The organism is Streptomyces sp. NPDC051214, assembly GCF_040682375.1.
In the GTDB taxonomy this organism is placed as follows: Bacteria; Actinomycetota; Actinomycetes; order Streptomycetales; family Streptomycetaceae; genus Streptomyces.
In genome coordinates this window covers 85,313-108,946 of record NZ_JBFBAT010000007.1, presented here as the reverse complement: position 1 = coordinate 108,946, position 23,634 = coordinate 85,313, and the positions used below count along the sequence as shown (strand labels likewise).

20 protein-coding genes and 1 tRNA gene are annotated in these 23,634 nt (G+C 70.1%); 13 read left to right on the top strand and 8 right to left on the bottom strand.

Annotated elements, in window-relative coordinates; genetic code table 11:
* The 7 genes from AB0M70_RS19650 to AB0M70_RS19620 all read left to right on the top strand — a co-directional run bounded on the left by AB0M70_RS19650 (nucleotide 1) and on the right by AB0M70_RS19620 (nucleotide 7,609).
* Nucleotides 1-708: a transglycosylase family protein gene (locus AB0M70_RS19650; RefSeq protein WP_365821231.1), complete on the top strand. Its 708-nt coding sequence runs from the start codon at nucleotides 1-3 to the stop codon at nucleotides 706-708.
* Nucleotides 709-918: 210 nt separating this feature from the next.
* The gene (gene eno, locus AB0M70_RS19645; RefSeq protein WP_190083504.1) at nucleotides 919-2,199 is read left to right on the top strand and encodes a phosphopyruvate hydratase; all 1,281 of its coding nucleotides are present in this window, start codon (nucleotides 919-921) and stop codon (nucleotides 2,197-2,199) included.
* Between the two features lie 107 nt (nucleotides 2,200-2,306).
* Nucleotides 2,307-2,789, top strand: coding sequence for a septum formation initiator family protein (locus tag AB0M70_RS19640; RefSeq protein ID WP_365821230.1), 483 nt, complete (start codon nucleotides 2,307-2,309; stop codon nucleotides 2,787-2,789).
* 63 nt (nucleotides 2,790-2,852) lie between these two features.
* Entirely contained in the window at nucleotides 2,853-3,389 is a 537-nt protein-coding gene (locus tag AB0M70_RS19635; protein WP_365821229.1) for a DUF501 domain-containing protein, read from the top strand.
* Nucleotides 3,386-4,312 carry a Ppx/GppA phosphatase family protein gene (locus AB0M70_RS19630; RefSeq protein WP_365821228.1) on the top strand — a complete coding sequence of 309 codons (927 nt, stop codon included), beginning with the start codon at nucleotides 3,386-3,388 and terminating at the stop codon, nucleotides 4,310-4,312. Before AB0M70_RS19635 ends, AB0M70_RS19630 begins: the two co-directional genes overlap by 4 nt.
* 398 nt (nucleotides 4,313-4,710) lie before the next feature.
* Nucleotides 4,711-6,114, top strand: a complete 1,404-nt coding sequence (locus tag AB0M70_RS19625) for an NAD(P)/FAD-dependent oxidoreductase (RefSeq protein ID WP_365821227.1) — start codon at nucleotides 4,711-4,713, stop codon at nucleotides 6,112-6,114.
* A gap of 199 nt (nucleotides 6,115-6,313) precedes the next feature.
* A complete protein-coding gene (locus tag AB0M70_RS19620) occupies nucleotides 6,314-7,609 on the top strand; it encodes a cyclopropane-fatty-acyl-phospholipid synthase family protein (protein WP_365821226.1) in 1,296 nt (431 codons plus the stop codon).
* A 68-nt stretch (nucleotides 7,610-7,677) separates the two neighbouring features.
* Here the strand turns inward: AB0M70_RS19620 and AB0M70_RS19615 are convergent, their stop codons facing one another.
* Together AB0M70_RS19615 and AB0M70_RS19610 are read right to left on the bottom strand one after the other, a co-directional pair.
* On the bottom strand, nucleotides 7,678-10,185 hold the full coding sequence (locus tag AB0M70_RS19615; RefSeq protein WP_365821225.1) for an FtsX-like permease family protein: 2,508 nt from the start codon (nucleotides 10,183-10,185) through the stop codon (nucleotides 7,678-7,680).
* A 57-nt stretch (nucleotides 10,186-10,242) separates the two neighbouring features.
* Nucleotides 10,243-11,013 (bottom strand): ABC transporter ATP-binding protein, encoded by a 771-nt coding sequence (locus tag AB0M70_RS19610; protein ID WP_365821224.1) that lies wholly within the window; start codon nucleotides 11,011-11,013, stop codon nucleotides 10,243-10,245.
* Between the two features lie 387 nt (nucleotides 11,014-11,400).
* On the opposite strand from AB0M70_RS19610, the gene AB0M70_RS19605 reads away from it, so the two are divergent.
* Nucleotides 11,401-11,483: transfer RNA gene (locus AB0M70_RS19605), tRNA-Leu, on the top strand.
* On the opposite strand, the gene AB0M70_RS19600 is transcribed toward AB0M70_RS19605, so the two are convergent.
* The gene (locus AB0M70_RS19600; protein WP_365821223.1) at nucleotides 11,465-13,141 is read right to left on the bottom strand and encodes an IclR family transcriptional regulator C-terminal domain-containing protein; all 1,677 of its coding nucleotides are present in this window, start codon (nucleotides 13,139-13,141) and stop codon (nucleotides 11,465-11,467) included. The two genes, AB0M70_RS19605 and AB0M70_RS19600, sit on opposite strands and share 19 nt — an antisense overlap.
* 148 nt (nucleotides 13,142-13,289) lie before the next feature.
* Between AB0M70_RS19600 and AB0M70_RS19595 the strand changes: the two genes are divergently transcribed.
* The 3 genes from AB0M70_RS19595 (at nucleotide 13,290) to AB0M70_RS19585 (ending at nucleotide 16,893) form a co-directional block, all read left to right on the top strand.
* Nucleotides 13,290-14,468 carry a 4-hydroxybenzoate 3-monooxygenase gene (locus AB0M70_RS19595; protein WP_365821222.1) on the top strand — a complete coding sequence of 393 codons (1,179 nt, stop codon included), beginning with the start codon at nucleotides 13,290-13,292 and terminating at the stop codon, nucleotides 14,466-14,468.
* A gap of 46 nt (nucleotides 14,469-14,514) precedes the next feature.
* Nucleotides 14,515-15,912 (top strand): aromatic acid/H+ symport family MFS transporter, encoded by a 1,398-nt coding sequence (locus AB0M70_RS19590; RefSeq protein WP_365821221.1) that lies wholly within the window; start codon nucleotides 14,515-14,517, stop codon nucleotides 15,910-15,912.
* A 66-nt stretch (nucleotides 15,913-15,978) separates the two neighbouring features.
* Complete coding sequence (locus AB0M70_RS19585; protein ID WP_365821220.1) at nucleotides 15,979-16,893, top strand: Bax inhibitor-1/YccA family protein; 915 nt, start codon at nucleotides 15,979-15,981, stop codon at nucleotides 16,891-16,893.
* Nucleotides 16,894-16,975: 82 nt separating this feature from the next.
* Here AB0M70_RS19585 and AB0M70_RS19580 read toward each other — a convergent pair whose 3' ends face one another.
* Nucleotides 16,976-17,206 (bottom strand): DUF4287 domain-containing protein, encoded by a 231-nt coding sequence (locus tag AB0M70_RS19580; protein WP_361832622.1) that lies wholly within the window; start codon nucleotides 17,204-17,206, stop codon nucleotides 16,976-16,978.
* 102 nt (nucleotides 17,207-17,308) lie between these two features.
* On the opposite strand from AB0M70_RS19580, the gene AB0M70_RS19575 reads away from it, so the two are divergent.
* On the top strand, nucleotides 17,309-17,620 hold the full coding sequence (locus tag AB0M70_RS19575; protein WP_365821219.1) for a hypothetical protein: 312 nt from the start codon (nucleotides 17,309-17,311) through the stop codon (nucleotides 17,618-17,620).
* Between the two features lie 40 nt (nucleotides 17,621-17,660).
* Here the strand turns inward: AB0M70_RS19575 and AB0M70_RS19570 are convergent, their stop codons facing one another.
* The 3 genes from AB0M70_RS19570 to AB0M70_RS19560 all read right to left on the bottom strand — a co-directional run bounded on the left by AB0M70_RS19570 (nucleotide 17,661) and on the right by AB0M70_RS19560 (nucleotide 21,343).
* Entirely contained in the window at nucleotides 17,661-18,488 is an 828-nt protein-coding gene (locus AB0M70_RS19570; RefSeq protein ID WP_365821218.1) for a hypothetical protein, read from the bottom strand.
* 233 nt (nucleotides 18,489-18,721) lie between these two features.
* Nucleotides 18,722-19,942, bottom strand: a complete 1,221-nt coding sequence (locus AB0M70_RS19565; protein WP_365821217.1) for an acetyl-CoA C-acetyltransferase — start codon at nucleotides 19,940-19,942, stop codon at nucleotides 18,722-18,724.
* A gap of 393 nt (nucleotides 19,943-20,335) precedes the next feature.
* Nucleotides 20,336-21,343, bottom strand: a complete 1,008-nt coding sequence (locus tag AB0M70_RS19560) for an SGNH/GDSL hydrolase family protein (protein ID WP_365821548.1) — start codon at nucleotides 21,341-21,343, stop codon at nucleotides 20,336-20,338.
* A gap of 164 nt (nucleotides 21,344-21,507) precedes the next feature.
* Between AB0M70_RS19560 and AB0M70_RS19555 the strand changes: the two genes are divergently transcribed.
* On the top strand, nucleotides 21,508-22,899 hold the full coding sequence (locus tag AB0M70_RS19555) for a cystathionine beta-synthase (RefSeq protein ID WP_365821216.1): 1,392 nt from the start codon (nucleotides 21,508-21,510) through the stop codon (nucleotides 22,897-22,899).
* A 301-nt stretch (nucleotides 22,900-23,200) separates the two neighbouring features.
* On the opposite strand, the gene AB0M70_RS19550 is transcribed toward AB0M70_RS19555, so the two are convergent.
* Nucleotides 23,201-23,623, bottom strand: coding sequence for a hypothetical protein (locus AB0M70_RS19550; RefSeq protein WP_365821215.1), 423 nt, complete (start codon nucleotides 23,621-23,623; stop codon nucleotides 23,201-23,203).
* Nucleotides 23,624-23,634: the final 11 nt, after the last annotated feature.

The following is a 23,634-nucleotide window of genomic DNA, read 5'->3' as shown; positions in this document are numbered from 1 at the left end:
ATGCTGTTTTCCAGCAAGGGCAAGCACCGCCGCCCGTCCAAGGCCACCCGTGTCGCCACGCTCGCCGGCGTCACCGGTGTCGCGGTCGCAGCCCCGCTGATGGCGGCCGGCCAGGCCTCCGCCGCCACGAACTCCGAGTGGGACGCCGTCGCCCAGTGCGAGTCGGGCGGCAACTGGTCGATCAATACCGGCAACGGCTACACGGGCGGCCTGCAGTTCTCGTCGTCCACCTGGGCCGCGTACGGCGGCACCAAGTACGCGCCCACCGCCGACAAGGCCTCCAAGGCCCAGCAGATCGAGATCGGCGAGAAGGTCCTCGCGGGTCAGGGCAAGGGTGCCTGGCCGAGCTGCGGCGTCGGCCTCTCGGGCGCCTCCAACGAGGGTGGCGGTGCGCAGGAGAGCGCCCCGCAGCAGACCCAGGAGCAGCCCAAGAGCCAGCCCACGCCGCAGACCGAGCAGCCGCAGCAGGCCGCTCCGAAGGCCGAGGCCGCCCCGAAGGCCGAGTCCAAGAAGACCGTCGAGACCCCGACCGGCGAGACGGTCAAGAAGGGCGACGGCGAGTACAAGGTCAAGAAGGGTGACACCCTCTCCAAGATCGCCAAGGCCGAGGACGTCAAGGGCGGCTGGCACAAGGTGTACAAGCTCAACGGCGACATCATCGAGAACGCCGACATGATCTTCCCGGGCCAGCAGCTCCACCTCAGCTAAGCGGTAGCTGCCGCCCCCCCACCCCGCCCCGGTGCGCGTATCCCCCGTACGCACCGGGGCGGGGGTATGTTTGTTCCGTTCGGAAACTTTTTGCTCTCGGTTTGTCCACAGGACGGTCGCTCGGCTGGCTCTTGTCCGGGAGCCGGTTAGGCTCGTGTCCGCGAGGCAGGCGTCTCGCGTACCCGCGTCACATCCCAGAAGGAGATGCTCGTGCCGTCCATCGACGTCGTCGTAGCCCGGGAAATCCTGGACTCCCGAGGCAACCCCACGGTCGAGGTCGAGGTCGGCCTCGACGACGGCAGCACGGGTCGTGCCGCCGTTCCGTCCGGTGCGTCCACCGGTGCTTTCGAGGCCATCGAACTCCGTGACGGTGACCCCAACCGTTACATGGGCAAGGGCGTGGAGAAGGCCGTCCTCGCCGTCATCGAGCAGATCGGCCCGGAGCTCGTCGGGTACGACGCGACCGAGCAGCGCCTGATCGACCAGGCGATGTTCGACCTCGACGCCACCGACAACAAGGGCTCGCTCGGCGCCAACGCCATCCTCGGCGTCTCGCTCGCCGTCGCGCACGCCGCGTCGGAGGCCTCCGACCTCCCGCTCTTCCGCTACCTCGGCGGCCCGAACGCGCACCTGCTGCCCGTTCCGATGATGAACATCCTGAACGGCGGGTCGCACGCCGACTCGAACGTCGACATCCAGGAGTTCATGATCGCGCCGATCGGCGCCGAGTCGTTCTCCGAGGCCCTGCGCTGGGGCACCGAGGTCTACCACACGCTGAAGAAGGTCCTGAAGGACAAGGGCCTCTCCACCGGCCTGGGCGACGAGGGCGGCTTCGCCCCGAACCTGGACTCCAACCGCGCCGCGCTCGACCTCATCCTCGAGGCCATCAAGCAGGCCGGTTACGTCCCCGGCGAGCAGATCGCGCTCGCGCTCGACGTCGCCGCGTCCGAGTTCTACAAGGACGGCTCGTACGACTTCGAGGGCAAGTCCCGCTCGGCCGCCGAGATGACCGAGTACTACGAGGAGCTCGTCGCCTCGTACCCCCTCGTCTCCATCGAGGACCCGCTGTTCGAGGACGACTGGGCCGGCTGGAACGTCATCACCGAGAAGCTCGGCGACAAGGTCCAGCTCGTGGGCGACGACCTGTTCGTCACCAACCCCGAGCGCCTCGCCCGTGGCATCGAGGAGAAGTCGGCCAACGCGCTCCTGGTGAAGGTCAACCAGATCGGCTCGCTGACCGAGACCCTCGACGCCGTCGAGATGGCGCAGCGCAGCGGCTTCAAGTGCATGATGTCGCACCGCTCCGGCGAGACCGAGGACGTCACCATCGCCGACCTCGCCGTCGCCACCAACTGCGGCCAGATCAAGACCGGCGCCCCGGCCCGCTCCGAGCGCGTCGCCAAGTACAACCAGCTCCTGCGCATCGAGGAGATCCTGGACGACGCCGCGGTGTACGCGGGCCGTTCGGCGTTCCCGCGCTTCAAGGGCTGAGGCTGAACAGCTCAGGTGCTCGGCTCCGCTGAGTAGATACGTACGTCCCCGTACTCGGTCCCGTACCGTGTGCGGGGACGTTCGTACGTATCGGGGAGGCGGCACACATGGCCGTGAAGGACCGCGACCGGTTCTCCACCGCGACCAGGCTGCGGCTGCTCGGCGAGCAGACCGCGGAGCGTGTCTACCGCTCCCAGACCAAGCGCCAGGCGCGCCGCTCCCGGCTCACGGGACGCGCCGCGCTCCTCGCGCTCGTGCTGTGTTCGCTGGTCGTCGCGCTCGCCTACCCGATAAGGCAGTACGTCTCCCAGCGCGCGGAGATCGCCGACCAGCGCAAGGAGCAGGCCGAGCGCCGCGAGCACGTCGAGCGGCTGAAGGACGAGAAGGCCCGCTGGCGTGACGACGCGTACGCGGAGCAGCGCATCCGGGACCGGCTGCACTATGTGATGCCGGGCGAGACCGGCTACACGGTGATCGATCCCGAGGCGGCGAAGAAGCAGCGCACCGACCAGGGGGCCGCCGCCAGGCCCTGGTACTCGAACGTCTGGGACGGCGTCGACAAGGCGGACCGCCCGAGCGACGACGGCTGAGCCCACAAGACTTCTGACGACTGAGCCCCACAGAACTTCTACGGAACCGATCGAAAGACAGGCATGGAAACGCCCCCGCCGACCACCCCGCGCACCGAGCCCACCGACGCCGACGTCGAGGCATTCAAGCAGCAGCTCGGCCGCCCGCCGCGCGGCCTGCGGGCCATCGCCCACCGTTGCCCCTGCGGGCAGCCGGACGTCGTCGAGACGGCGCCGCGCCTTCCCGACGGAACGCCGTTCCCGACGACGTACTACCTGACGTGCCCGCGGGCCGCGTCCGCGATCGGCACCCTCGAGGCCAACGGCGTCATGAAGGAGATGTCGGAGCGGCTGAAGACGGACCCCGAGCTCGCTGCCGCCTACCGCAAGGCGCACGAGGACTACATCGCGCGCCGTGACGCCATCGAGGTCCTGGAGGGCTTCCCGAGCGCGGGCGGCATGCCGGACCGCGTGAAGTGCCTGCACGTCCTGGTCGGCCACTCCCTGGCCGCGGGACCCGGCGTGAACCCCCTGGGCGACGAGGCGATCGCGATGCTCCCGGAGTGGTGGGCCAAGGGACCGTGTGTCACGCCGTGCGCTGAAGAGGAGCCCGCGAAGTGACCCGCGTGGCGGCCATCGACTGCGGCACGAACTCCATCCGTCTCCTGGTGGCGGACGCCGACCCGCTGACCGGCGAACTCGTCGACCTGGACCGCAGGATGACGATCGTCCGCCTCGGCCAGGGCGTGGACAAGACGGGCCGCCTGGCCCCGGAGGCCCTGGAGCGGACCTTCGCCGCGTGCCGTGAGTACGCCGAGGTCATCAAGGCCCACGGCGCCGAACGCGTCCGCTTCGTGGCGACCTCGGCCTCCCGCGACGCCGAGAACCGCGACGACTTCGTCCGCGGGGTCCTGGACATCCTCGGTGTCGAGCCGGAGGTCATCAGCGGTGACCAGGAGGCCGAGTTCTCCTTCACGGGGGCGACGAAGGAGCTGACGGGCAGCGACCACCTCGCCAAGCCCTATCTCGTCGTCGACATCGGCGGCGGCTCCACGGAGTTCGTCGTCGGCGACGACACCGTCCGCGCCGCCCGCTCCGTCGACATCGGCTGCGTACGTCTCACGGAGCGGCACATCCGCAGTGACCCGCCCGCGCCCGCCGAACTGGCCGCCGTCCGCGCCGACATCACGGCCGCGCTGGACCTGGCCGAGGAGACGGTGCCGATCCGCGAAGCCCGCACGCTCGTCGGCCTCGCGGGCTCGGTCACCACGGTGTCCGCCATCGCGCTCGGCCTCGACGCGTACGACTCCGCGGCGATCCACCACTCCCGGGTCTCCTACGAGCAGGTGAGCGAGATCGTCGGCCGTCTGGCCGGGGCCACGCACGACGAGCGGGCCGCGATCCCGGTGATGCACCCGGGGCGCGTGGACGTGATCGTGTCGGGCGCCCTCGTCCTTCTCTCGATCATGGAAAGGACCGGCGCCGGGGAGGTCGTCGTCAGTGAGCACGACATCCTCGACGGCATCGGCTGGTCGATCGCCTGAGCGCCTCATGTAGCGTCTGAGCGGCTGTTCGGGGGCCCAGAAGGGCCCCCGACGACATGCCGTCGGGAAAGTTCGTGAAGTTCTTCACAAGGAAATCGGCTCGGTTGGTCGATGTTCAGGGGTCCGAGACCCCTAAAAGTGACCCGAGAGGGCCCCGCGACCCACGACAGTGAAGGTTCGGGAGTGCGTCCTCAGGGTGGGTCCGGGGAGTGGTCCACTGCGTCCGAGGGGCCAGAGCGGCAGCTCACAAGGGGTGCACAACGTCCCGGGTCATCCCGTGGTTCCCCTGGGGCTCTATGGCCTGCGTCACGTGGGCGGCGAACTATAGCAGAGGGTCCACCCATGCTTGTGAAGGGGCGCACGAGCGACCCCCGCCGGGCAGGTGGATACTCGATGGCATGAGCACCACGGAGCGTCCCAGGATCCTCGTAGTAGGCGGTGGGTACGTAGGCCTGTACGCAGCTCGGCGCATTCTCAAGAAGATGCGCTACGGAGAGGCGACCGTCACGGTCGTCGACCCCCGGTCGTACATGACCTACCAGCCCTTCCTCCCCGAAGCCGCCGCCGGCAGCATTTCGCCTCGGCACGTCGTCGTCCCGCTGCGACGCGTGCTGCCCAAGGCGGAAGTTCTGACCGGCCGGGTCACCACCATCGATCAGGACCGCAAGGTCGCGACGATCGCCCCCCTCGTGGGCGAGGCGTACGAGCTGCCTTTCGACTACCTGGTCATCGCGATGGGCGCGGTCTCCCGCACCTTCCCGATCCCCGGCCTCGCCGAGCAGGGCATCGGCATGAAGGGCATCGAGGAGGCCATCGGCCTGCGCAACCACGTCCTCGAGCAGCTGGACAAGGCTGACTCCACGACGGACGAGGACGTCCGCCGCAAGGCCCTGACCTTCGTCTTCGTCGGCGGTGGCTTCGCGGGTGCGGAGACCATCGGTGAGGTCGAGGACATGGCCCGCGACGCGGCCAAGTACTACAACAACGTGAAGCGCGAGGACATGCGCTTCGTGCTCGTCGACGTCGCGGACAAGATCCTCCCCGAGGTCGGCCCGAAGCTCGGCCAGTACGGCAAGGAGCACCTCGAGGGCCGCGGTGTCGAGGTCTACCTCAAGACCGGCATGGACTCCTGCGTGGACGGCCACGTGGTCCTGAACAACGGCCTCGAGGTCGACTCCAGCACCATCGTGTGGACCGCCGGCGTCAAGCCGAACCCGGCGCTCGCCCGCTTCGGTCTGCCGCTCGGCCCCCGTGGCCACGTCGACACCCAGACGACCCTCCAGGTCCAGGGCACCGACTACATCTGGGCCGCGGGCGACAACGCCCAGGTGCCGGACCTCGTCGGCCGGAAGGCCGGCAACGAGAACGCCTGGTGCCCGCCGAACGCCCAGCACGCGCTGCGTCAGGCCAAGGTCCTCGGCGACAACGTGATCTCCGGCATGCGGGGCTTCCCGCAGAAGGAGTACAGCCACGCCAACAAGGGTGCGGTCGCCGGTCTCGGCCTGCACAAGGGCGTCGCGATGATCGTCATGGGCAAGATGAAGATCAAGCTCAAGGGTCGTCTCGCCTGGTACATGCACCGCGCGTACCACGGCATGGCGATGCCGACGTTCAACCGCAAGATCCGCGTCTTCGCGGACTGGACGCTCGCGGTCTTCCTCAAGCGTGAGGTCGTCTCGCTGGGCGCCATGGAGACGCCGCGCGAGGAGTTCTACGAGGCCGCCAAGCCCGCGCCGAAGCCCGCCGCGGCCAAGGCGGAGGCCCCGGCCGTCAAGGCCGAGGAGAAGGCCAAGGCCTCCTGACCTCCGGTCACTGATCCACCCCGAAGGGGCCGTCCGCCATCCGTGGTGCGGGCGGCCCCTTCGGGCTTTCCCGGCCCGTATACATGGTGCTTACACTTATTTTGCCGATCCGTGACGCGGCAACGGGACTGCGCGAGCGCCCTGTTGGTGTTTACGTGGTGTTGAGCTGTCCGGGATCCCCGTCACGGAGGTGTGCACCATGCCACACGCCGCACTGCGGCTCGAGAGTCTCGCCGAACAACTGCTGGGAGCCCCGCTCCCCGTCCGGATTCGCGCCTGGGACGGTTCGGAAGCAGGCCCGCCGGGTGCCCCCATCCTCGTCGTACGCAGCCGCCGCGCCCTGCGCCGCCTGATGTGGAAGCCGGGCGAGCTGGGCCTGGCCCGTGCCTGGGTGGCCGGGGATCTGGACGTCGAGGGCGATCTGTACGCGGCACTCGAACGGCTTGCCGGGTTCATCTGGGAGCGCGACGAGGACGCCAAGAGCCTCAGGGAGTCCCTGCGCGACCCGGGCTTCCGCGCCGCCGCCCGCAGCCTGATCGGTCTCGCCGCGCCCTTCCTGCCGCCCGCCCCGCCGCCGGAGGAGATGCGTGGGCGCGGCCGTCTCCACCTGCACACCAAGCGCAGCGACCGGCAGGCCATCAGCCACCACTACGACGTGGGCAACGACTTCTACGAGCTGGTGCTCGGCCCCTCGATGGTCTACTCGTGCGCCTACTGGGAGTCGCCCGACGGCACCCTGGAGGACGCCCAGCGCGACAAGCTCGAACTGATCTCCCGCAAGCTCGCCCTGAAGCCCGGCATGCGCCTGCTCGACGTCGGCTGCGGCTGGGGCTCCATGGCGATCCACGCGGCCCGCGAGCACGGCGTCACCGTCGTCGGCGTCACGCTCTCCCAGGAGCAGGCCGCGTACGCCAGGAAGCGCATCGCGGAGGAGGGCCTGACCGACCGGGTCGAGATCCGCGTCCAGGACTACCGCGACGTCCGCGACGGGCCGTACGACGCCATCTCCTCCATCGGCATGGCCGAACATGTCGGCGCCGAGAGGTACTTGGAGTACGCACAGGACCTGTACGCCCTCCTGAAGCCCGGCGGCAGGCTCCTCAACCACCAGATCGCGCGCCGCCCGCAGGACGACGAGTCGACGTACGAGGTCGACGACTTCATCGACGCCTATGTCTTCCCCGGCGGCGAGCTTGCCCCCGTGGGGTCCACCGTCGCGCAGCTGGAGCGCGCCGGGTTCGAGGTGCGTGACGTGGAGGCGATCCGCGAGCACTACGCCCTCACCCTGCGCCGCTGGGTCGCCAACCTGGAGGCCCGCTGGAAGGAGGGCCAGCGGCTCACCTCGCCGGGCCGCGCCCGCATCTGGCGCCTCTACATGGCGGCCTCCGCGCTCTCCTTCGAGCGCAACCGCATCGGCGTCAACCAGGTCCTCGCGGTGAAGACCCCGGAGGCGGGCACCTCCGGGATGCCGCTGCGGGCCCGCGCCTGGCAGTAGGACGTACGCGAGCGGGCCCCGGACGGCAGGTGCGTCCGGGGCCCGCTTCTGTCACCTGCTTCCGCGCGCTACTCGCTCTTGATCGCCATGAGCGGGTTCAGCTTGGCCGCGCTGCGGGCCGGCCACACCGCCGCGAGGACGCCGACCAGCGCCGCGATCGCGAGGAAGACCGCGATACGCCCGACCGGGATCTCCATCGTGTACGTCTTCAGCGAGCCGACGATGCTGTTGCCCGCGGCCCAGCCCATGAAGATCCCGAGGCCGATGCCGAGCACCGCGCCGAACAGGGAGATGATGACCGCCTCCAGGCGCACCATCTGCTTGACCTTCGCGCGGTCGAGGCCGATGGCCCGCAGCATGCCGATCTCGTGCTTCCGCTCGAAGACCGACATGGCCAGGGTGTTGATGACACCGAGCACCGCGATCAGGATGGCCATCGCCAGGAGGCCGTAGAGCATGTTCAGCATCATGTTGATCGCGCCACCGATCTCGTTGCTGATGGCGTTCTTGTCCTGGATCTTGATGGCCGGGTTGTCGCCGAGGGCCTTGACGATGGCGTCCTCGGACGCGTCGGAGACGCCGTCCTTCATCTTCACCAGGACCTGCTGGTCGGTGATCTTGGACAGGTGCGGGTCGACCACGGCGAGCGGCGTGAACAGGCCCTGGAGCATCTCGTTCTGCTGGTAGACGCCCGCGATCCGCAGCTTGACCGTCTTGTCGTCGTCGAACTTCACCGGGATCGTGTCGCCGGTCTTCAGGCCCTTCTTGTCCGCGGTCTCCTTGTCCAGGAGCGTGGACCTTCCGCTCAGATCGGCGAGGGAGCCGCTGGTGAAGTCCAGGCTGGCCAGCTTGCCGAAGTCCTTCTCGTCGATGCCGTAGACCGAGGAGTACGAGCCCTCCACGTCGCCGTAGGCCTCACGCAGCGGGCTGCTCGCCTCGACGGCGGGGAGCTTGTCCAGCTTCTCGCGGACCTCGGGGGTCAGCGGCTGGTAGTTCGCCATGGAGACGGTGTAGTCGGCCTTCAGGGAGTCCGCGGCCATCTTGTTGATGGCGGTGCTCATCGAGGTCGCGACCACCGTCATCGCCGTGATGAGGGTCAGGCCGATCATCAGGGCCGCGGCGGTGGAGGCCGTGCGGCGCGGGTTGCGCACCGCGTTGAGCCGGGACAGCTTGCCCGGAACGCCGAACGGCTTCAGGAGCGGGGCCGAGGCGGCGATGAACGGGCGCGACAGGAGCGGGGTGAGGACGATGACGCCGACGAGGATCGTCCCGGCGCCGCCCGCCATCACGTAGTTGTCGTCCATGAGGAGCATGACCACGCCGAGGGCGACGATGAGCGAGCCGATGGTGTTGCGCACGACGAGACCGCGCGTGGTCGGCGTCGCGTGGACGCTGTTCATCGCGGCGACCGGCGGGATCTTCGCGGCGCGGCGGCCCGGCAGCCAGGCGGCCAGCATGGTGACGACCACACCGATGATCAGGGCGACGACGATCGTGGTCGGGGCGATGATGATCGGCCCGTCGGGCAGCGAGGCGCCCGCGGAGTTCATCAGGGACTCCAGGCCGAGGGCCACGCCGATGCCGAGCGCGAAGCCGGTCACGGCGGCCACCAGGCCCACGATGAACGCCTCGATGAGCACGGAGCGCGTCACCTGACGGCGCGAGGCGCCGACGGCGCGCATCAGCGCGAGCTCCTTGGTGCGCTGGGCGACCAGCATGGTGAAGGTGTTGGCGATGATGAAGATGCCGACGAAGAGCGCGATGCCCGCGAAGATGAGCAGCACCTGGCTCATCGAGCTGGTCTGCTGCTCGATCATGTCGTCCTGGTCGGACTTGAGCTCGGCACCGGTCAGGGCCTTGGAGTCCTTCGGAAGGATCTTGTCGACCGAGCTCTTGAGCGCCGTCTCGGAGGTGCCCGCCGCGGCCTTCACGTCGATCTCGTCGTACTCGGTCTTGCCGAGGACCTTCAGCGCGGTGTCGTTGTCGAACACCACCAGGCTGCCGCCCGCGAGGACGCTGCCGTCCTCGGTGTCGAAGACGCCGCTGATCTTCGCCGTGTGCACGGGTCCGTCGGTGGAGTAGCGGACCGTGTCGCCGACCTTGTATCCGGTGCGCCCGGCGGTGCGGGAGTCGAGGGCGATGTCACCGGCGGACTTCGGGGCGGCGCCCTCGGTGAAGTCGTAGCGCGGGTCCTTGCCGTCCTTGCCCGGGAAGTAGTTGGCGCCCGAGGTGCCCCACTCGCCGCCCACCAGTTTGCCGTCCTTGTCGGCGAGCGCGGTGAAGCCGGTGACGCCGGCGATCGCGGAGTCGGCTCCGGGCAGGCCGTCCGCCTTCTCGAGCAGGGCGTCGGTCAGGCGCGGCTTCTGCTTGGTCTCGTCCGCCTCGCCGCCCCACGGCTGGATGGCGACGGAGACGTGGTCGAAGCTCTTGGCGGATTTGTTCTTGTAGGCGTTGCCGAAGGTGTCGGTGAAGACGAGCGTGCCGGAGACGAAGGCGACGCCGAGCATGACGGCGAGCACCGTCATCAACAGCCTCGCCTTGTGCGCGAGCACGTTGCGCAGGGCGGTACGGAACATGGGTGTGAGTCCTGGTGGGGGAGAAGGCGGACGAGAAGCGGAGAGGCGGGTCGGCGGCTAGCTCGTTCGCCCCTTGGCGTCGAAGTCCTTCATCCGGTCGAGGACACCGTCGGCACTCGGCGAGAGCATCTCGTCGACGATCCGGCCGTCGGCGAGGAAGATCACGCGGTCCGCGTACGCCGCGGCCACCGGGTCGTGGGTGACCATGACGACGGTCTGGCCCAGTTCGCGCACGGAGTTGCGCAGGAAGCCGAGGACCTCGGCGCCGGAGCGCGAGTCCAGGTTTCCGGTCGGCTCGTCGCCGAAGATGATGTCGGGCTGCGAGGCGAGCGCGCGGGCCACGGCGACGCGCTGCTGCTGGCCGCCGGAGAGCTCGGTGGGCCGGTGGGAGAGGCGCCCGGCCAGGCCGACCATCGAGATGACCTGCTCGAGCCACTGCTTGTCGGGCTTGCGGCCCGCGATGTCCATCGGCAGCGTGATGTTCTCCAGGGCCGTCAGCGTCGGCAGCAGGTTGAAGGCCTGGAAGATGAAGCCGATCTTGTCCCGGCGGAGCTTGGTGAGCTGCTTGTCCTTGAGGGTGGAGAGCTCGGTCTCACCGATCCGCACGGAGCCGCCGCTGAAGCTGTCGAGCCCCGCGACACAGTGCATCAGGGTCGACTTGCCGGAGCCCGAGGGGCCCATGATCGCGGTGAACTCACCCTGCCCGAAGTCGACGGAGACATGGTCCAGGGCGACCACCTGGGTCTCGCCCTGTCCGTACACCTTGGAGAGGTCCGTGGCGCGTGCGGCCACCGCGGTGCTGCGGGCGGCGAAGGGGGTGGTGGTCACGGGGTGGTGCTCCTGTCGGGACGACGAGTGGGGACGTACTCCATCGTGCTGGCAGATCCGCGCCATGTAGTCAGCCGCTGTTCCGGTTCCGAGGGCCCTCTGCAGTCGGACTCCGGGAGCCCGTGTCATACCTGGGGATGACCCCGGCCCCTGACACAGGTAGCACTCACCGGTGACCCGCACGCGCCGCGTAGGCGGCTAAATTCCGTCATTCCGTCACGGAGGCCGCAGAGCGGTGGAAGGGCCTGCGGCATGTACCGATGGGCCGTACCGGTGGCTGATGCACCCTCAGACGTCAATAAAATAAGACAACATCGGGCTGTTGTTCCGCTGTTCGGGGGACGCCTCCCGATAGGGTCGAATCACTTGATGCGGAGCCCATGGCCTGCCCGGATGGTGGAATGCAGACACGGCGAGCTTAAACCTCGCTGCCCCTAGCGGGCGTGCCGGTTCAAGTCCGGCTCCGGGCACCTTCGCCACTTCTCGGCGGGTACGTGCGCCAAGGCATCAGCCCGCCGTTGAAGCGTGCCGCCGTGTGCAGGTCCGCCTCCATCGCCGCCGCCGTCTCGCGCAGTGCGGGGAGCAGCGCCCGGACGGTCTCCTCCAGCGGCGCGGTCCCCGCGTGCTGCGCCACGTTCAGGGCGGCGATCACGTCACCCTCCGCGTTCTTGATCGGTACGGCGACCGAGCGCAGGCCCTCCTCCAGTTCCTCGTCCGCGGTGGCGCGGCCGTCGGCCGCGGCGCGGTCGAGGACGGCGTGCAGGGCCGCCGGGTCGGTGACCGTGCGGTGGGTGAGGGGCCGGGGCGGGTCGGCCTTCAGGAGGCGTGCGCGCTCCTGCGGGGGCAGCCCGGCGAGCAGCACCCGGCCCATGGCCGTGGGGTAGGCGGGGAAGCGCGTGCCGAGCGTGATGGAGACGCTCATGACGCGGACCGTCGCCGCGCGTGCCACGTACAGGATGTCCGTGCCGTCCAGCACCGTCACCGACGCCGACTGGTGCACGCGGCCCGCCAGTTGGCGCAGGTGCGGCTCCGCGATGTCGGCGAAGCCCAGGCGGGACAGGCGGGCGTAGCCGAGTTCCAGGACGCGGGGGAGCGGGCGGTACAGGCGGCCGTCGTGCGCCGCGTACCCCTCCAGTTCCAGCGTGTGCAGGCAGCGGCGTGCGGTGGCTCGTGGCAGGCCCGTGGCGGCGGCGATCGCGGTGAGCGGCAGGCCCTCGCCGCGGGCCGGGCCGAGGGCGCGCAGGACGGCGAGGCCGCGGGCGAGCGACTGGAGGAAACCGGGGCCGAGTTCGGCCTTGGCGTCGGCCGTGTCCAGCGGCTGATCGGGCGTCAACTCCCCTTCCGCGTACGGAGGTACGGCCGCCGGCAGGGACTCCAGGTACGCCGCCTCCTCGCGCAGGCGTGGCAGCACGAGCTCCGCCAGGCCCCGCGCCGTGTGCCTGCTGGTGTGGCTCACCGCGGACAGGGCGTACCGCGGGCGGCCCGCCGCGTCGCGCACCGGGACCGCCGTCGCGATCAGGCCCGGCTCGATCAGCTGGTCGTCCAGGGCCCAGCCCGTCTCGCGCGAGCGCTCCACCCGTTCCGCGAGGTCCGGCGGCGGGGACGCGGGTCCTGGCGGCAGCGCGGGGAAGGCGCGACCCCCGGGGTCGGCGGCCACGCGTGCCCGCCACGCCGCCCACGCCGCCTCGTCCCACTCGGCGGCGAACAGCGCGCCCGGCGCGCAGCGTTCGGCGGGGAGCAGATCGCCGATGCGGAAGGCCACCGACATCGCGCGGCGCCGCGCGGCCTGCGTGACGAAGCGGACGCCGTCGCCGTCCGGCACCGCGAGGGACACCGACTCGTCCAGCTCGTCCGCGAGCCGGGCGGTGCGCGCCGCGACCTCGCCGCTCAGCCCGCTCGCCGCCAGGTAGGCGTTGCCGAGTTCCATCAGGCGGGGCGTGAGGTGGAGCTCCTGGCCGTGCTCGCGTACGTGCCCGAGGCGGACCAGGGTCGCCACGACCCGGTCGACCGTCGAGCGGGCCAGGCCGGTCGCGCGCACGAGGTCGCCCGCCCTGACCTGTTCGGCGACCGCGAGGGCACGAAGCACCGCGAGACCGCGCTGAAGGGGGCGTACGGACTCTTCCGGCATGACGCCGCTCCTCGCTCGGGTGGAAAAAGGGGGTCCCGCAACCGTTGACAGCCACCGGGTCCGGTCGGAGACTCCCGTCAGCACATTATGAACGAAAGTTCACCAGACGAACAAGCGGCAGTTGTCGAACAAGTGGAGGGGTCGGCCGATGCGCACCACCGTCGGAATCATCGGAGCCGGACCGGCGGGCCTGCTCCTCGCCCGCCTGCTGCACAACGCGGGCATCGATTCCGTCGTCCTGGAGACCCGGGACCGCGCCTACGTCGAGCAGCGCCAGCGCGCCGGAATCCTGGAACAGGGCACCGTCGACGTCCTGCGCGAGGCGGGCGCCGCCGCCCGCATGGACCGCGAGGGCATCCCGCACGACGGCATCGAGCTGCGCTTCGACCGCCGCAGGCACCGCGTCGACTTCCCCGCGCTGACCGGCGGCCGGTCCGTGATGGTCTACGCCCAGACCGAGGTCTGCAAGGACCTCATAGCGCTCCAGCTCGCCGCCGGGGGCCCGCTCCTGTTCGAGGCGGAGGCGCTCGCCGTGGAGGACGCCGCGACCGAGAACCCGCGCGTCCGCTTCCGTCACCAGGGCCGCGAGGACGTCCTCGAGTGCGACTACGTGGTGGGCTGCGACGGCTCCTGGGGCGTGGCCCGCAAGGCCGTGCCCGCCGATGTCTCCCGCGTCTTCGAGCGGACGTACCCCTTCGGCTGGCTCGGCATCCTCGCCGACGTGCCGCCCTCGCACGACGAACTGGTCTACGCCCGCCACGACCGGGGCTTCGCCCTGCTCTCCATGCGCTCGCCGACCGTCACGCGCGCGTACCTCCAGGTCCCCGCGGGCACGGACCCCGCCGACTGGGGCGACGAGGAGATCTGGGACGAGCTCGACCGCCGCCTGGAGACCGACGACCCGGAGTGGGCCCTGAAGCGCGGCCCCATCACCGCCAAGTCCGTCACCCCCATGCGCAGCCACGTCCACGAGCCCATGCGGCACGGACGCGTCTTCCTCGCGGGGGACGCCGCCCACATCGTCCCGCCCACCGGTGCCAAGGGCCTCAACCTCGCCGTCGGCGACGTCGTGACCTTCGCCCGCGCACTCGTCGAACTCCGCGAGACGGGCTCCGACGCCCGCCTGGAGGCGTACTCCGCGACCTGCCTGCGCCGCGTCTGGCAGGCCGAGCGCTTCTCGTACGCCATGACCACGATGCTGCACCGCGCTCCCGAAGCCACCCCCTTCGACGACCGCATCCAGCTCGCCCAGCTGGACCGCATCACCTCGTCGCGCTCGGCCGAAGCCGACCTCGCCGAGAGCTACACCGGATTCCCCCTCAGCTGAGCCCCGCCCCCGTCCCCACCAGGTCCCACAAAGAAGTGAGAGCCCCGTGACCGCTCCCCGAGGTGCCGCGCCCCAGCGGACCTTCAGATCCGTCGCCCCCGTCATAGCCCTGTGCTGGCTCGTCGTCTTCTTCGACGGCATGGACGTCAACATCTACGGCGCCGTGATGCCGCACCTCATCGACGACAAGGACTTCGGCTTCACCACGTCGACCGCCGGCACCATCGGCTCCTGGACCACCTTCGGCATGCTGATCGGCGCCCTCGGCTGCGGCACGCTCACCGACTGGATCGGCCGCAAGCCGATGGTGACGGGCAGCGTCGCGCTGTTCTCCCTGGGCTCCGCGGTCTGCGCGCTCGCTCCCACCGCCGCCGTCTTCGGAGGCGGCCGTTTCATCGCCGGGCTCGGGCTCGGCGGTCTGATGCCGATCAGCCTCGCGATCGTCGCCGAGTTCGCGCCGCCGCGCAGGGCCGCGCTCGCCACCGGCCTGATGATGACCTCGTACCACGCGGGCGGCATGGCGGCCACGGGCCTCGGGCTCTGGCTCGGGCCCGACCACGGCTGGCGCGTCGTCTTCTGGGCGGGCGTGATCCCCGCGGCCGTCGCCATCCCCCTCGTACTGAAGTGGCTGCCCGAATCGCCCGGCGTCCTGCTCGCCAAGGGCCGCACGAGCGAGGCGGAAGCCGTCGCCGCCCGGTACCTCCTGCCGTCCCCGACACCCGCCGAAGCCCCCGAGGCGGGCGCCAAGGGCCGCTTCGCCGCCGTCGCCTCGCTCTTCGGCCAGGGGCAGCGGTTCGCGACCCCGCTCCTGTGGCTCGCCTCCTTCGCCGGTCTGCTCCTCGTCTACGGGGTCTCCACCTGGCTCCCCGAGCTGATGCGCGCCTCCGGCTACTCCCTCTCCTCCTCCGTCACCTTCCTCATGGTGATCAACGCGGGCGGCATCGTCGGCATGCTGGTCGCGGGACGGATGGCCGACAAGTTCGGCGCCGTGCGGATCTCCGCGATCTGGTTCCTGCTCACCGCCTGCGGCACCTTCCTGCTCAAGGCGGAGCTGCCGCTCGGTGTCGCGTACGGAGTCGTCTTCGTCACGGGCATCTGGCTCTTCTCGGCGCAGGTGATGGTCTACGCCTCCGCACCGTCCGTCTACACCCCCGCCCAGCGCGCCACCGGTCTCGGCTGGATCACCGGCGTCGGGCGTACCGGCGCGGTCGTCGGACCGTGGCTGGGAGGCGCCGTCGTCTCCGGCGGAAACGCGTCCCTCGGATTCACGACGTTCGCCGTGGCCGCCGTGCTCGGAGCCGTCGCGATCTCGCTGGTGCCACTCGTCCGGCGCAGCCGCCGCACCCCGGCCGACGAGGGAGTACGGCCCGTCTCACCGGGAACAGGGAGCACTGGGCCGAACGTTCTTGGTCACAAGGAGGGAAAGATCCTCCCCAAGCACTAGGGTCTTCCTTTTGCCTACGCATTACTCTTGAGCCAAAGCCACACACGGTGGCCATGGAGGAGTGAAATGAGGAGCAGTAACCCGGTCTTCTCGCGACGGGGGTTCAGCCGCGACAACGGCTACGCGGGCTTCGGCACGCAGCCGCAGGCCGGGGGACCCGCCGTCGGGACACAGACCCAGCAGGGCAACCCGTACGCGGGTGCCGGCCAGCAGGCGCCCACCAACCCGTACGCGACCAATCCGTACGCCCAGCAGGACCTGCAGCACGGCGCCCCCCAGGCGCCCGTAACCACCGCAGGCCGCATGACGATGGACGACGTCGTCCTGCGTACGGCCACCACGCTCGGCACGCTCCTGGTGACGGCCGCCCTCGCCTGGGCACTGCTGCCGGTGGACGACGCCAACATCAGCAAGTCGTACGGCATCGCGATCGGCGCGGGCCTCGTCGCGATGGTGCTCGGCCTGGTGCAGGCGTTCAAGCGCAAGGCATCGCCCGCGCTGATCCTGGCGTACGCCGCCCTGGAAGGTGTCTTCCTCGGTGTCGTCTCCAGCGTCGTCGACAACCGCATCGCGGACGGCGCGGCCATGCAGGCCGTGCTCGGCACGATGGCCGTCTTCGCCGGTGTCCTGATCGCCTACAAGGCGGGCTGGATCCGCGTCAACCGTCGCTTCTACGGCTTCGTGATGGCCGCGGCGATGGGCTTCCTGCTCCTTACCGCCGTGAACCTGCTGTTCATGGTCTTCGGCGGCGGTGACGGCCTCGGCTTCCGCAGCGGCGGCCTCGGCATCGTCTTCGGCATCGTCGGCATCCTGCTCGGCGCGTGCTTCCTGGCCCTGGACTTCAAGCAGGTCGAGGACGGCATCGCGTACGGCGCGCCGAAGGAAGAGGCCTGGCTCGCGGCGTTCGGTCTGACGATGACGCTCGTCTGGATCTACCTCGAGTTCCTGCGTCTGATCGCCATCCTGCAGGGCAACGACTGACGCTCCTGACGCAACGGAGGGCCCCGCGGAACGCATGTTCCGCGGGGCCCTTCGCCGTTGTGTGTGAGGGGGACAGGGGGAGTCAGAGCAGCTTGCGCGCGGCCCGGCGCAAGTCGTACTCGTGAATGATTGCCTTGGCGTGCCCATAAGCCAGGTTGTGCTCCGCGCGGAGCCAGCTGACCTTCTCCTCGAAGCGGAAGAGAGAAGGGCCTTCGTCCACGGCGCGGATCCAGTCGGAGATCTCACGACCGGTGCAGTGGGGGATTCGGGCGATCAGGTTGCGGTGGGTCTCCTCGGAGAAGACTTGTGACATCGGCGCCTCCGGACGCGTCGCGATGTGTTCCGTCCTTCACGCCACCGTGCCTGAGCGCCGGGGCGTTGGCAACAGTCCCGCCCAGGCGCATAAGGTCGCCGGGTGCTTGATACGACGCCTTTGACGGCCGCAGTGGACCAATTCGCCGACCGCTTGCGGGCCGCCCCGCAGAGCCGCCTGCAGCGGGGGGCGGCGACCGAGGCGCTCGCTCTGGCCAGGGAACTGGCGGTGTGGGCGCAGCGGATCGAGGTGCCGGACGCGGAGCCGCGGGAGATGCCGGACGCCGGGATGTTCGCGGCGGCCGACCAGATCACGGTGGCGGGGCGGGATCTGGCCCTTGTGCTGGAGAACGAGGGTCAGCTCGCGGAGGCGCTGACGCTCGTGGAGAAGGCGCAGAAGCGCGCCGGGGTGTGACCCCGGCGGTGGGCCGGGGCCGCTTCGGCCGGACCGGGGCTCAGACCGACGCGATGACGCGGTCGGCGAGGATGTAGACGTTCTCGGTGCCGCACTCGAAGGTCAGTGCGTAGGCGCCGGAGACTCCGGAGCCGCCGAGCAGGACCGGGGTGTGGCCGTCGCGCAGGGCGTCGGCGAGCAGTTCCGCGGTCTCGCGGTGGCCCGGCGTCATGCAGAGCGTCGTGCCGTCGGCGAAGACGTAGACGTCCAGCGTGCCGAGCGGGCCCGGACGGACGTCGGCGAGGGCCGTGCGGGCGTCGGCCAGTTCCTCAAGACAGGCGACGGTGCGCTCGTGGTCGCCGTTGACGGGCGACTGGACCGGCACGAAGTCCGGGTGCGAGGGGTGGCGGCGGCGGGCCGCGGCCAGCTCGGGGGAGTCGCTCGCGAACTCGTCGACCGGGTCCGCGTACGGCTCGATGACCGGCTCCAGGCTGTCCGACTCGAGCCCTGCGAGGTCCGCCTGGCGGGGCAGGAACAGCTCGTCGGCCATGTCGGAGAGGCCGGGCAGGCCGCTCAGCAGGGAGGGCGCGTCCGAGGCGTCACGGGCTTCCTGGGCGGCCCAGAAGGCCCGCGCCTCGGCCAGCTCGCGCTCCCGTTCCTCGGCGAGGGCCTCGGCGACGGCCGTGCGTATCTCGTCGGTGTCCGGCGTGGTGCGGGCGGCGGGCACGGTGGCGTGCGCGGTCGCCGAGTGGCTCTGGGCCAGCTCGGTGCGCAGGGCGGTGATTTCGGCAAGCTGCTTCCGCAGCCCGTGCACGGCGTGCAGGGCGGCGGCACCCACGGCCGTGGCAGCGGCCGTGGAGAGCAGCAAGGCAAGAGGCAGAGCGCTCACTGACGTACTCCCGGTTTCAAGTCGACCCCCGACTTCCTACATCAGCTTGAAGCCTGCACGATCCACCTGTCAGTGCATTACGTCACGAAATGGACAGGTCTTTCGGCCCGGTCTTTATCCACAGATGGGCTCTGAGCTGGGCATATGTATCTCCCCCAGGAGATAGGTCACATCCTGGGGGAGATTGAGTCACGAATCAATGGAGACGTGAGGGATACGCGGGGACCAGAGGGTCAGCTGAGGCGCTCGATGACCATGGCCATGCCCTGGCCGCCGCCGACGCACATCGTCTCCAGACCGAACTGCTTGTCGTGGAACTGGAGGCTGTTGATGAGGGTGCCGGTGATGCGGGCGCCGGTCATGCCGAAGGGGTGGCCCACCGCGATGGCGCCGCCGTTGACGTTCAGCTTGTCCAGCGGGATGTCCAGGTCGCGGTAGGAGGGGATCACCTGGGCGGCGAAGGCCTCGTTGATCTCGAAGAGGTCGATGTCGTCGACGGTGAGGCCGGCGCGCTTGAGGGCCTGCTTCGACGCCTCGACCGGGCCGAGGCCCATGATCTCGGGGGAGAGGCCGGTGACGCCGGTGGAGACGATGCGGGCCAGCGGGGTCAGGCCGAGCTCGCGGGCCTTGGTGTCGCTCATGATCACGAGGGCGGCGGCGCCGTCGTTGAGCGGGCAGCAATTGCCGGCGGTGACGAGACCGTCGGGGCGGAAGACGGGCTTGAGGCCCTCGACACCTTCGAGGGTGACGCCGGCGCGGGGCCCGTCGTCCTTGCTGACGACGGTGCCGTCAGGGGTCGTCACCGGGGTGATCTCCCTCTCCCAGAAGCCGTTCTTGATGGCTTCCTCGGCGAGGTTCTGCGAGCGGACGCCGAACTCGTCCATGTCCTTGCGGGTGACGCCCTTGGCGCGGGCCAGGTTCTCGGCGGTCTGCCCCATCGCGATGTAGGCGTCCGGGATCAGGCCGTCCTCGCGCGGGTCGTGCCAGGTGGAGCCCTCGGTCTTGGACACGGCCTCGGTACGGGCCTCGGCGTCGGCGAAGAGGGGGTTGTGGGTGTTGGGGAGTCCGTCGCTCGACCCCTTGATGCTGCGGGAGACCATCTCCACGCCGGCGGAGATGAAGACGTCGCCCTCCCCGGCCTTGATGGCGTGCAGGGCCATGCGGGAGGTCTGCAGGGAGGAGGAGCAGTACCGGGTGATGGTGCAGCCCGGCAGGTGGTCCATGCCCATCTGTACGGCGACGATGCGGCCGAGGTTGTGCCCCTGCTCGCCGCCGGGCAGACCACAGCCGAGCATCAGGTCGTCGATGAGCTTCGGGTCCAGCTCGGGGACCTTGGCGAGGGCGGCCTCGATGATCGTGGCGGTCAGGTCGTCGGGACGCAGATCCTTCAGGGAGCCCTTGAAGGCGCGGCCGATCGGGGTGCGGGCTGCGGAGACGATCACGGCTTCGGGCATCACGGTGCTCCTGTGGCGAGGGGGCAGGACTCCTTGGGAAGTTACCTGCACGTATCGCTATAGGTCATCGGGCGGGGACTGTGATGCGGACCGCATTTTTCTAAGCGCTTGCTCAGCCTGGCGTGGGCGCCTTGACCGGTGCCTACGCCGGCCCGCCGCTGCACCACCACTCCAGCCCACCGCTGCGCGGCGGCTTTCCCCCACCCACCCACCCGTTCACCCGGCATTGAAGCCATGCCCGCCCCGTTGCCCGGCGGGCGTTTCTCTCGTCCGCCCGGTCGCTGCCGGGTGATCGGGTGGGTGGGAGGGAGAGATCCGCCGCGCAGCGGCGGGACAAGGTGGGGCGGCCCGCAGCGCCCCACCGGCCGGTGGCAGACCGGGACCCCCGCAGGGCTACTGCGGCAGCGGAGAAGGGTCCGGAGCGTGGTGGATTCGGCGGCGTCGGCGGCGTTTGATGAGGGCCCAGGGGCCTCGTGGGCCCGTGGGCATCGCGGCGGCGACCTCCGTGCCGCCCTCCGCCGCGGCCTGCGCCGCCGCACGGGCCACCGGCAGGAAACCCTCCCGGCGGGAGACGTCGGGGCGCTCCTCCTCCGGCCACAGGCCCAGCGCGGCGCACAGCGTCGGCAGCACCGCCATCGCAGCGGTCGCGTACCCCTCCGCGGAGGGGTGGTAGTTGTCGGGACCGAACAGCTCCCGCGGGTTCGCCAGGAACTCGGGGCCCAGCAGGTCCCCGAGCGAGACCGTGCGGCCCCCCTGCTCCACCACCCCGATCGTCTGCGCCGCGGCCAGCTGGCGTGAGACCCGGCGCGCCATCCAGCGCAGGGGCTGGTAGACGTTCTCCACCGTCCCCAGGTCGGGACAGGTCCCGACCACCACCTCCGCGCCCGCCGTCCGCAGCCTCCGCACCGCCGACGACAGCAGGCGCACGGACCGCGTCGCCGGCATCCGGTGCGTCACGTCGTTCGCGCCGATCATGATGACGCAGACGTCCGGCACCCACGACGAGAGGTCGGAGAGGAGCAGCGTCACCTGGCGGTCGAGGTCGTCCGACTGGGCCCCCGGCAGCGCCACGTTCCGCAGCTCCACCGGCCGCTCGGCCACCGCCGCGAGCCCCGCCGCGAGCAGCGCGGCGGGGGTCTGCCTGGCCCGGTACACACCCTGCCCCGCCGCCGTCGAATCGCCGAGCATGGCGAACCGCAAGGGCTCCGCCCCGTCCTGCCGGTCCGCGTAACCCCAGCCGTACCGCCCGTCCGCCCGCGGGGGAGCCGGATGCTCCCCGCTGTTCCCGACGGACCGCTTCGCCAGCTGGACCTCCGCGAGGACCACTCCCACGGCTGCCGCTCCGAGCAGCCCGATACCTCCGCCGCCGTAAGCCGCGCCCGCCGCGATCCGCCGCGCCACCCTCGCCCTCGACATGCCCTGCAGCCACCTCCTCGTACCGCCCTACATCAACTCATTGCCCCGTAAGGACGGTCGGCCAATCGCAAGCGGAGGTGAACGACTGAACGGGACCCTTAGGCTGACGGCACCCATTCGTCGCACTACATCGCAGCCCGGAGACAACGGTGCAATTCCACGACTCGATGATCAGTCTCGTCGGCAACACCCCGCTGGTGAGGCTCAACAACGTGACCACGGGCATTCAGGCGACCGTCCTGGCCAAGGTCGAGTACTTCAACCCCGGCGGTTCCGTGAAGGACCGCATCGCGCTGCGCATGATCGAGGCCGCCGAGCAGAGCGGCGAGCTGAAGCCCGGCGGCACCATCGTCGAGCCGACCTCGGGCAACACCGGGGTCGGGCTCGCCATCGTGGCCCAGCAGAAGGGCTACAAGTGCATCTTCGTCTGCCCGGACAAGGTGTCGCTCGACAAGATCAACGTCCTGCGGGCGTACGGCGCCGACGTGGTCGTCTGCCCCACCGCGGTCGACCCCGAGCACCCGGACTCGTACTACAACGTCTCCGACCGCCTCGTGCGCGAGACGCCCGGCGCCTGGAAGCCCGACCAGTACAGCAACCCGAACAATCCCCTTTCCCACTACCACTCCACCGGCCCTGAGCTGTGGGAGCAGACGGAAGGGAAGATCACCCATTTCGTGGCGGGCATCGGGACCGGCGGCACCATCTCCGGGACGGGCGGATATCTGAAGGAGATCTCCGAGGGCGGCGTGACGATCGTCGGCGCCGACCCCGAGGGGTCCGTGTACTCCGGCGGCTCCGGGCGGCCCTACCTCGTCGAGGGTGTCGGCGAGGACTTCTGGCCGACCGCGTACGACCGCAACGTGACCGACGAGATCATCGCGGTGTCCGACAAGGACTCCTTCCAGATGACGCGGCGGCTCGCGAAGGAGGAAGGACTGCTCGTCGGCGGCTCCTGCGGGATGGCCGTCGTGGCCGCGCTGCGCGTCGCGGAGCGGCTCGGACCCGACGACGTCGTGGTCGTGCTGCTGCCCGACTCCGGGCGCGGCTACATGAGCAAGATCTTCAGCGACGAGTGGATGAACGACTACGGGTTCCTGGAGCAGGCGGGCGACGCGCCTCGCGTCGGTGACGTACTGCGCCGCAAGGAGGGTGGCGAGCTGCCCTCACTCGTCCACATGCACCCGGAGGAGACGGTCGGCGAGGCCATCGACGTACTGCGGGAGTACGGCGTCTCGCAGATGCCCATCGTCAAGCCGGGCGCCGGCCACCCGGACGTGATGGCCGCGGAGGTCATCGGCTCCGTCGTCGAACGCGAGCTCCTGGACGCCCTGTTCGCGCAGCGCGCCTCGCTCGGTGACCCGCTGGAGAAGCACATGTCGGACCCGCTGCCGCAGGTCGGCTCCGGCGAACCGGTCGCCGACCTGATGTCGGTGCTCGGCAGGGCCGACGCGGCGATCGTCCTGGTCGAGGGCAAGCCGACCGGTGTGGTGAGCCGTCAGGACCTGCTGGCCTTCCTCGCGGAGCAGCAGGGGCAGTAGCCGCCGGGAGTGCCCCGCGCCGCGAGCGGTGCGGCGTGGGGCGAACTTCGCGGAAGTGGTACGAGCGCGACACGTCCGCGCAGCACCCGCTTAACACGCCTGCGGCACATTGGTGGTTGTCGGCGTACAGGACCTCCGGAGCGGCTCCCGGACCTCTGAACGCCCGGACATGGGCCCGGTCCTGACCCGGCCCGTGTCCCTCGCGGGGACCGCCGTCGTCCCGCCCCCTGGGAAACCGGGGGTGCGGCGGTCCCCGCGCATGAACCTCGTATACGGGAACGCCGCCGGTAGCCCCGGCTTCTCAGTCGTCCCACTCCGACTTCCGGCCGCGGTCCTTGCCGCGGCCGAAGCTCATGCCCCGCATCGAATGCACCGCGTTCACTCCGACGATGCCGCCCCAGGTCACGAACAGGCCCGGCAGGTCCGCGTTGACCACGCCGATCGCCGAGAGGGGGATCGCGAGGATCAGCGAGACGATGCCGAACCCGAAGCGCTCGCCCCAGGAGTCCACGGGGCTGTTCGGCGCGCGCGATCCGCGGGCCACGACCATCTGCTGCTCGGCCATGTGCCGGCGCATCCGCCGGTCGATGGTGCCGTCCAGGCGCTGCTCGACCTTTTCGAGGAACGAGTCGACCAGCGCGGACTCATACTCTTCGCCCAGCTCTTTGCGAGCGTGCAAAGAGGCGTCGAGTTCCTTCTTCAGTTCGGCGTCTCGGGCTTCCATAGCCCTTTACG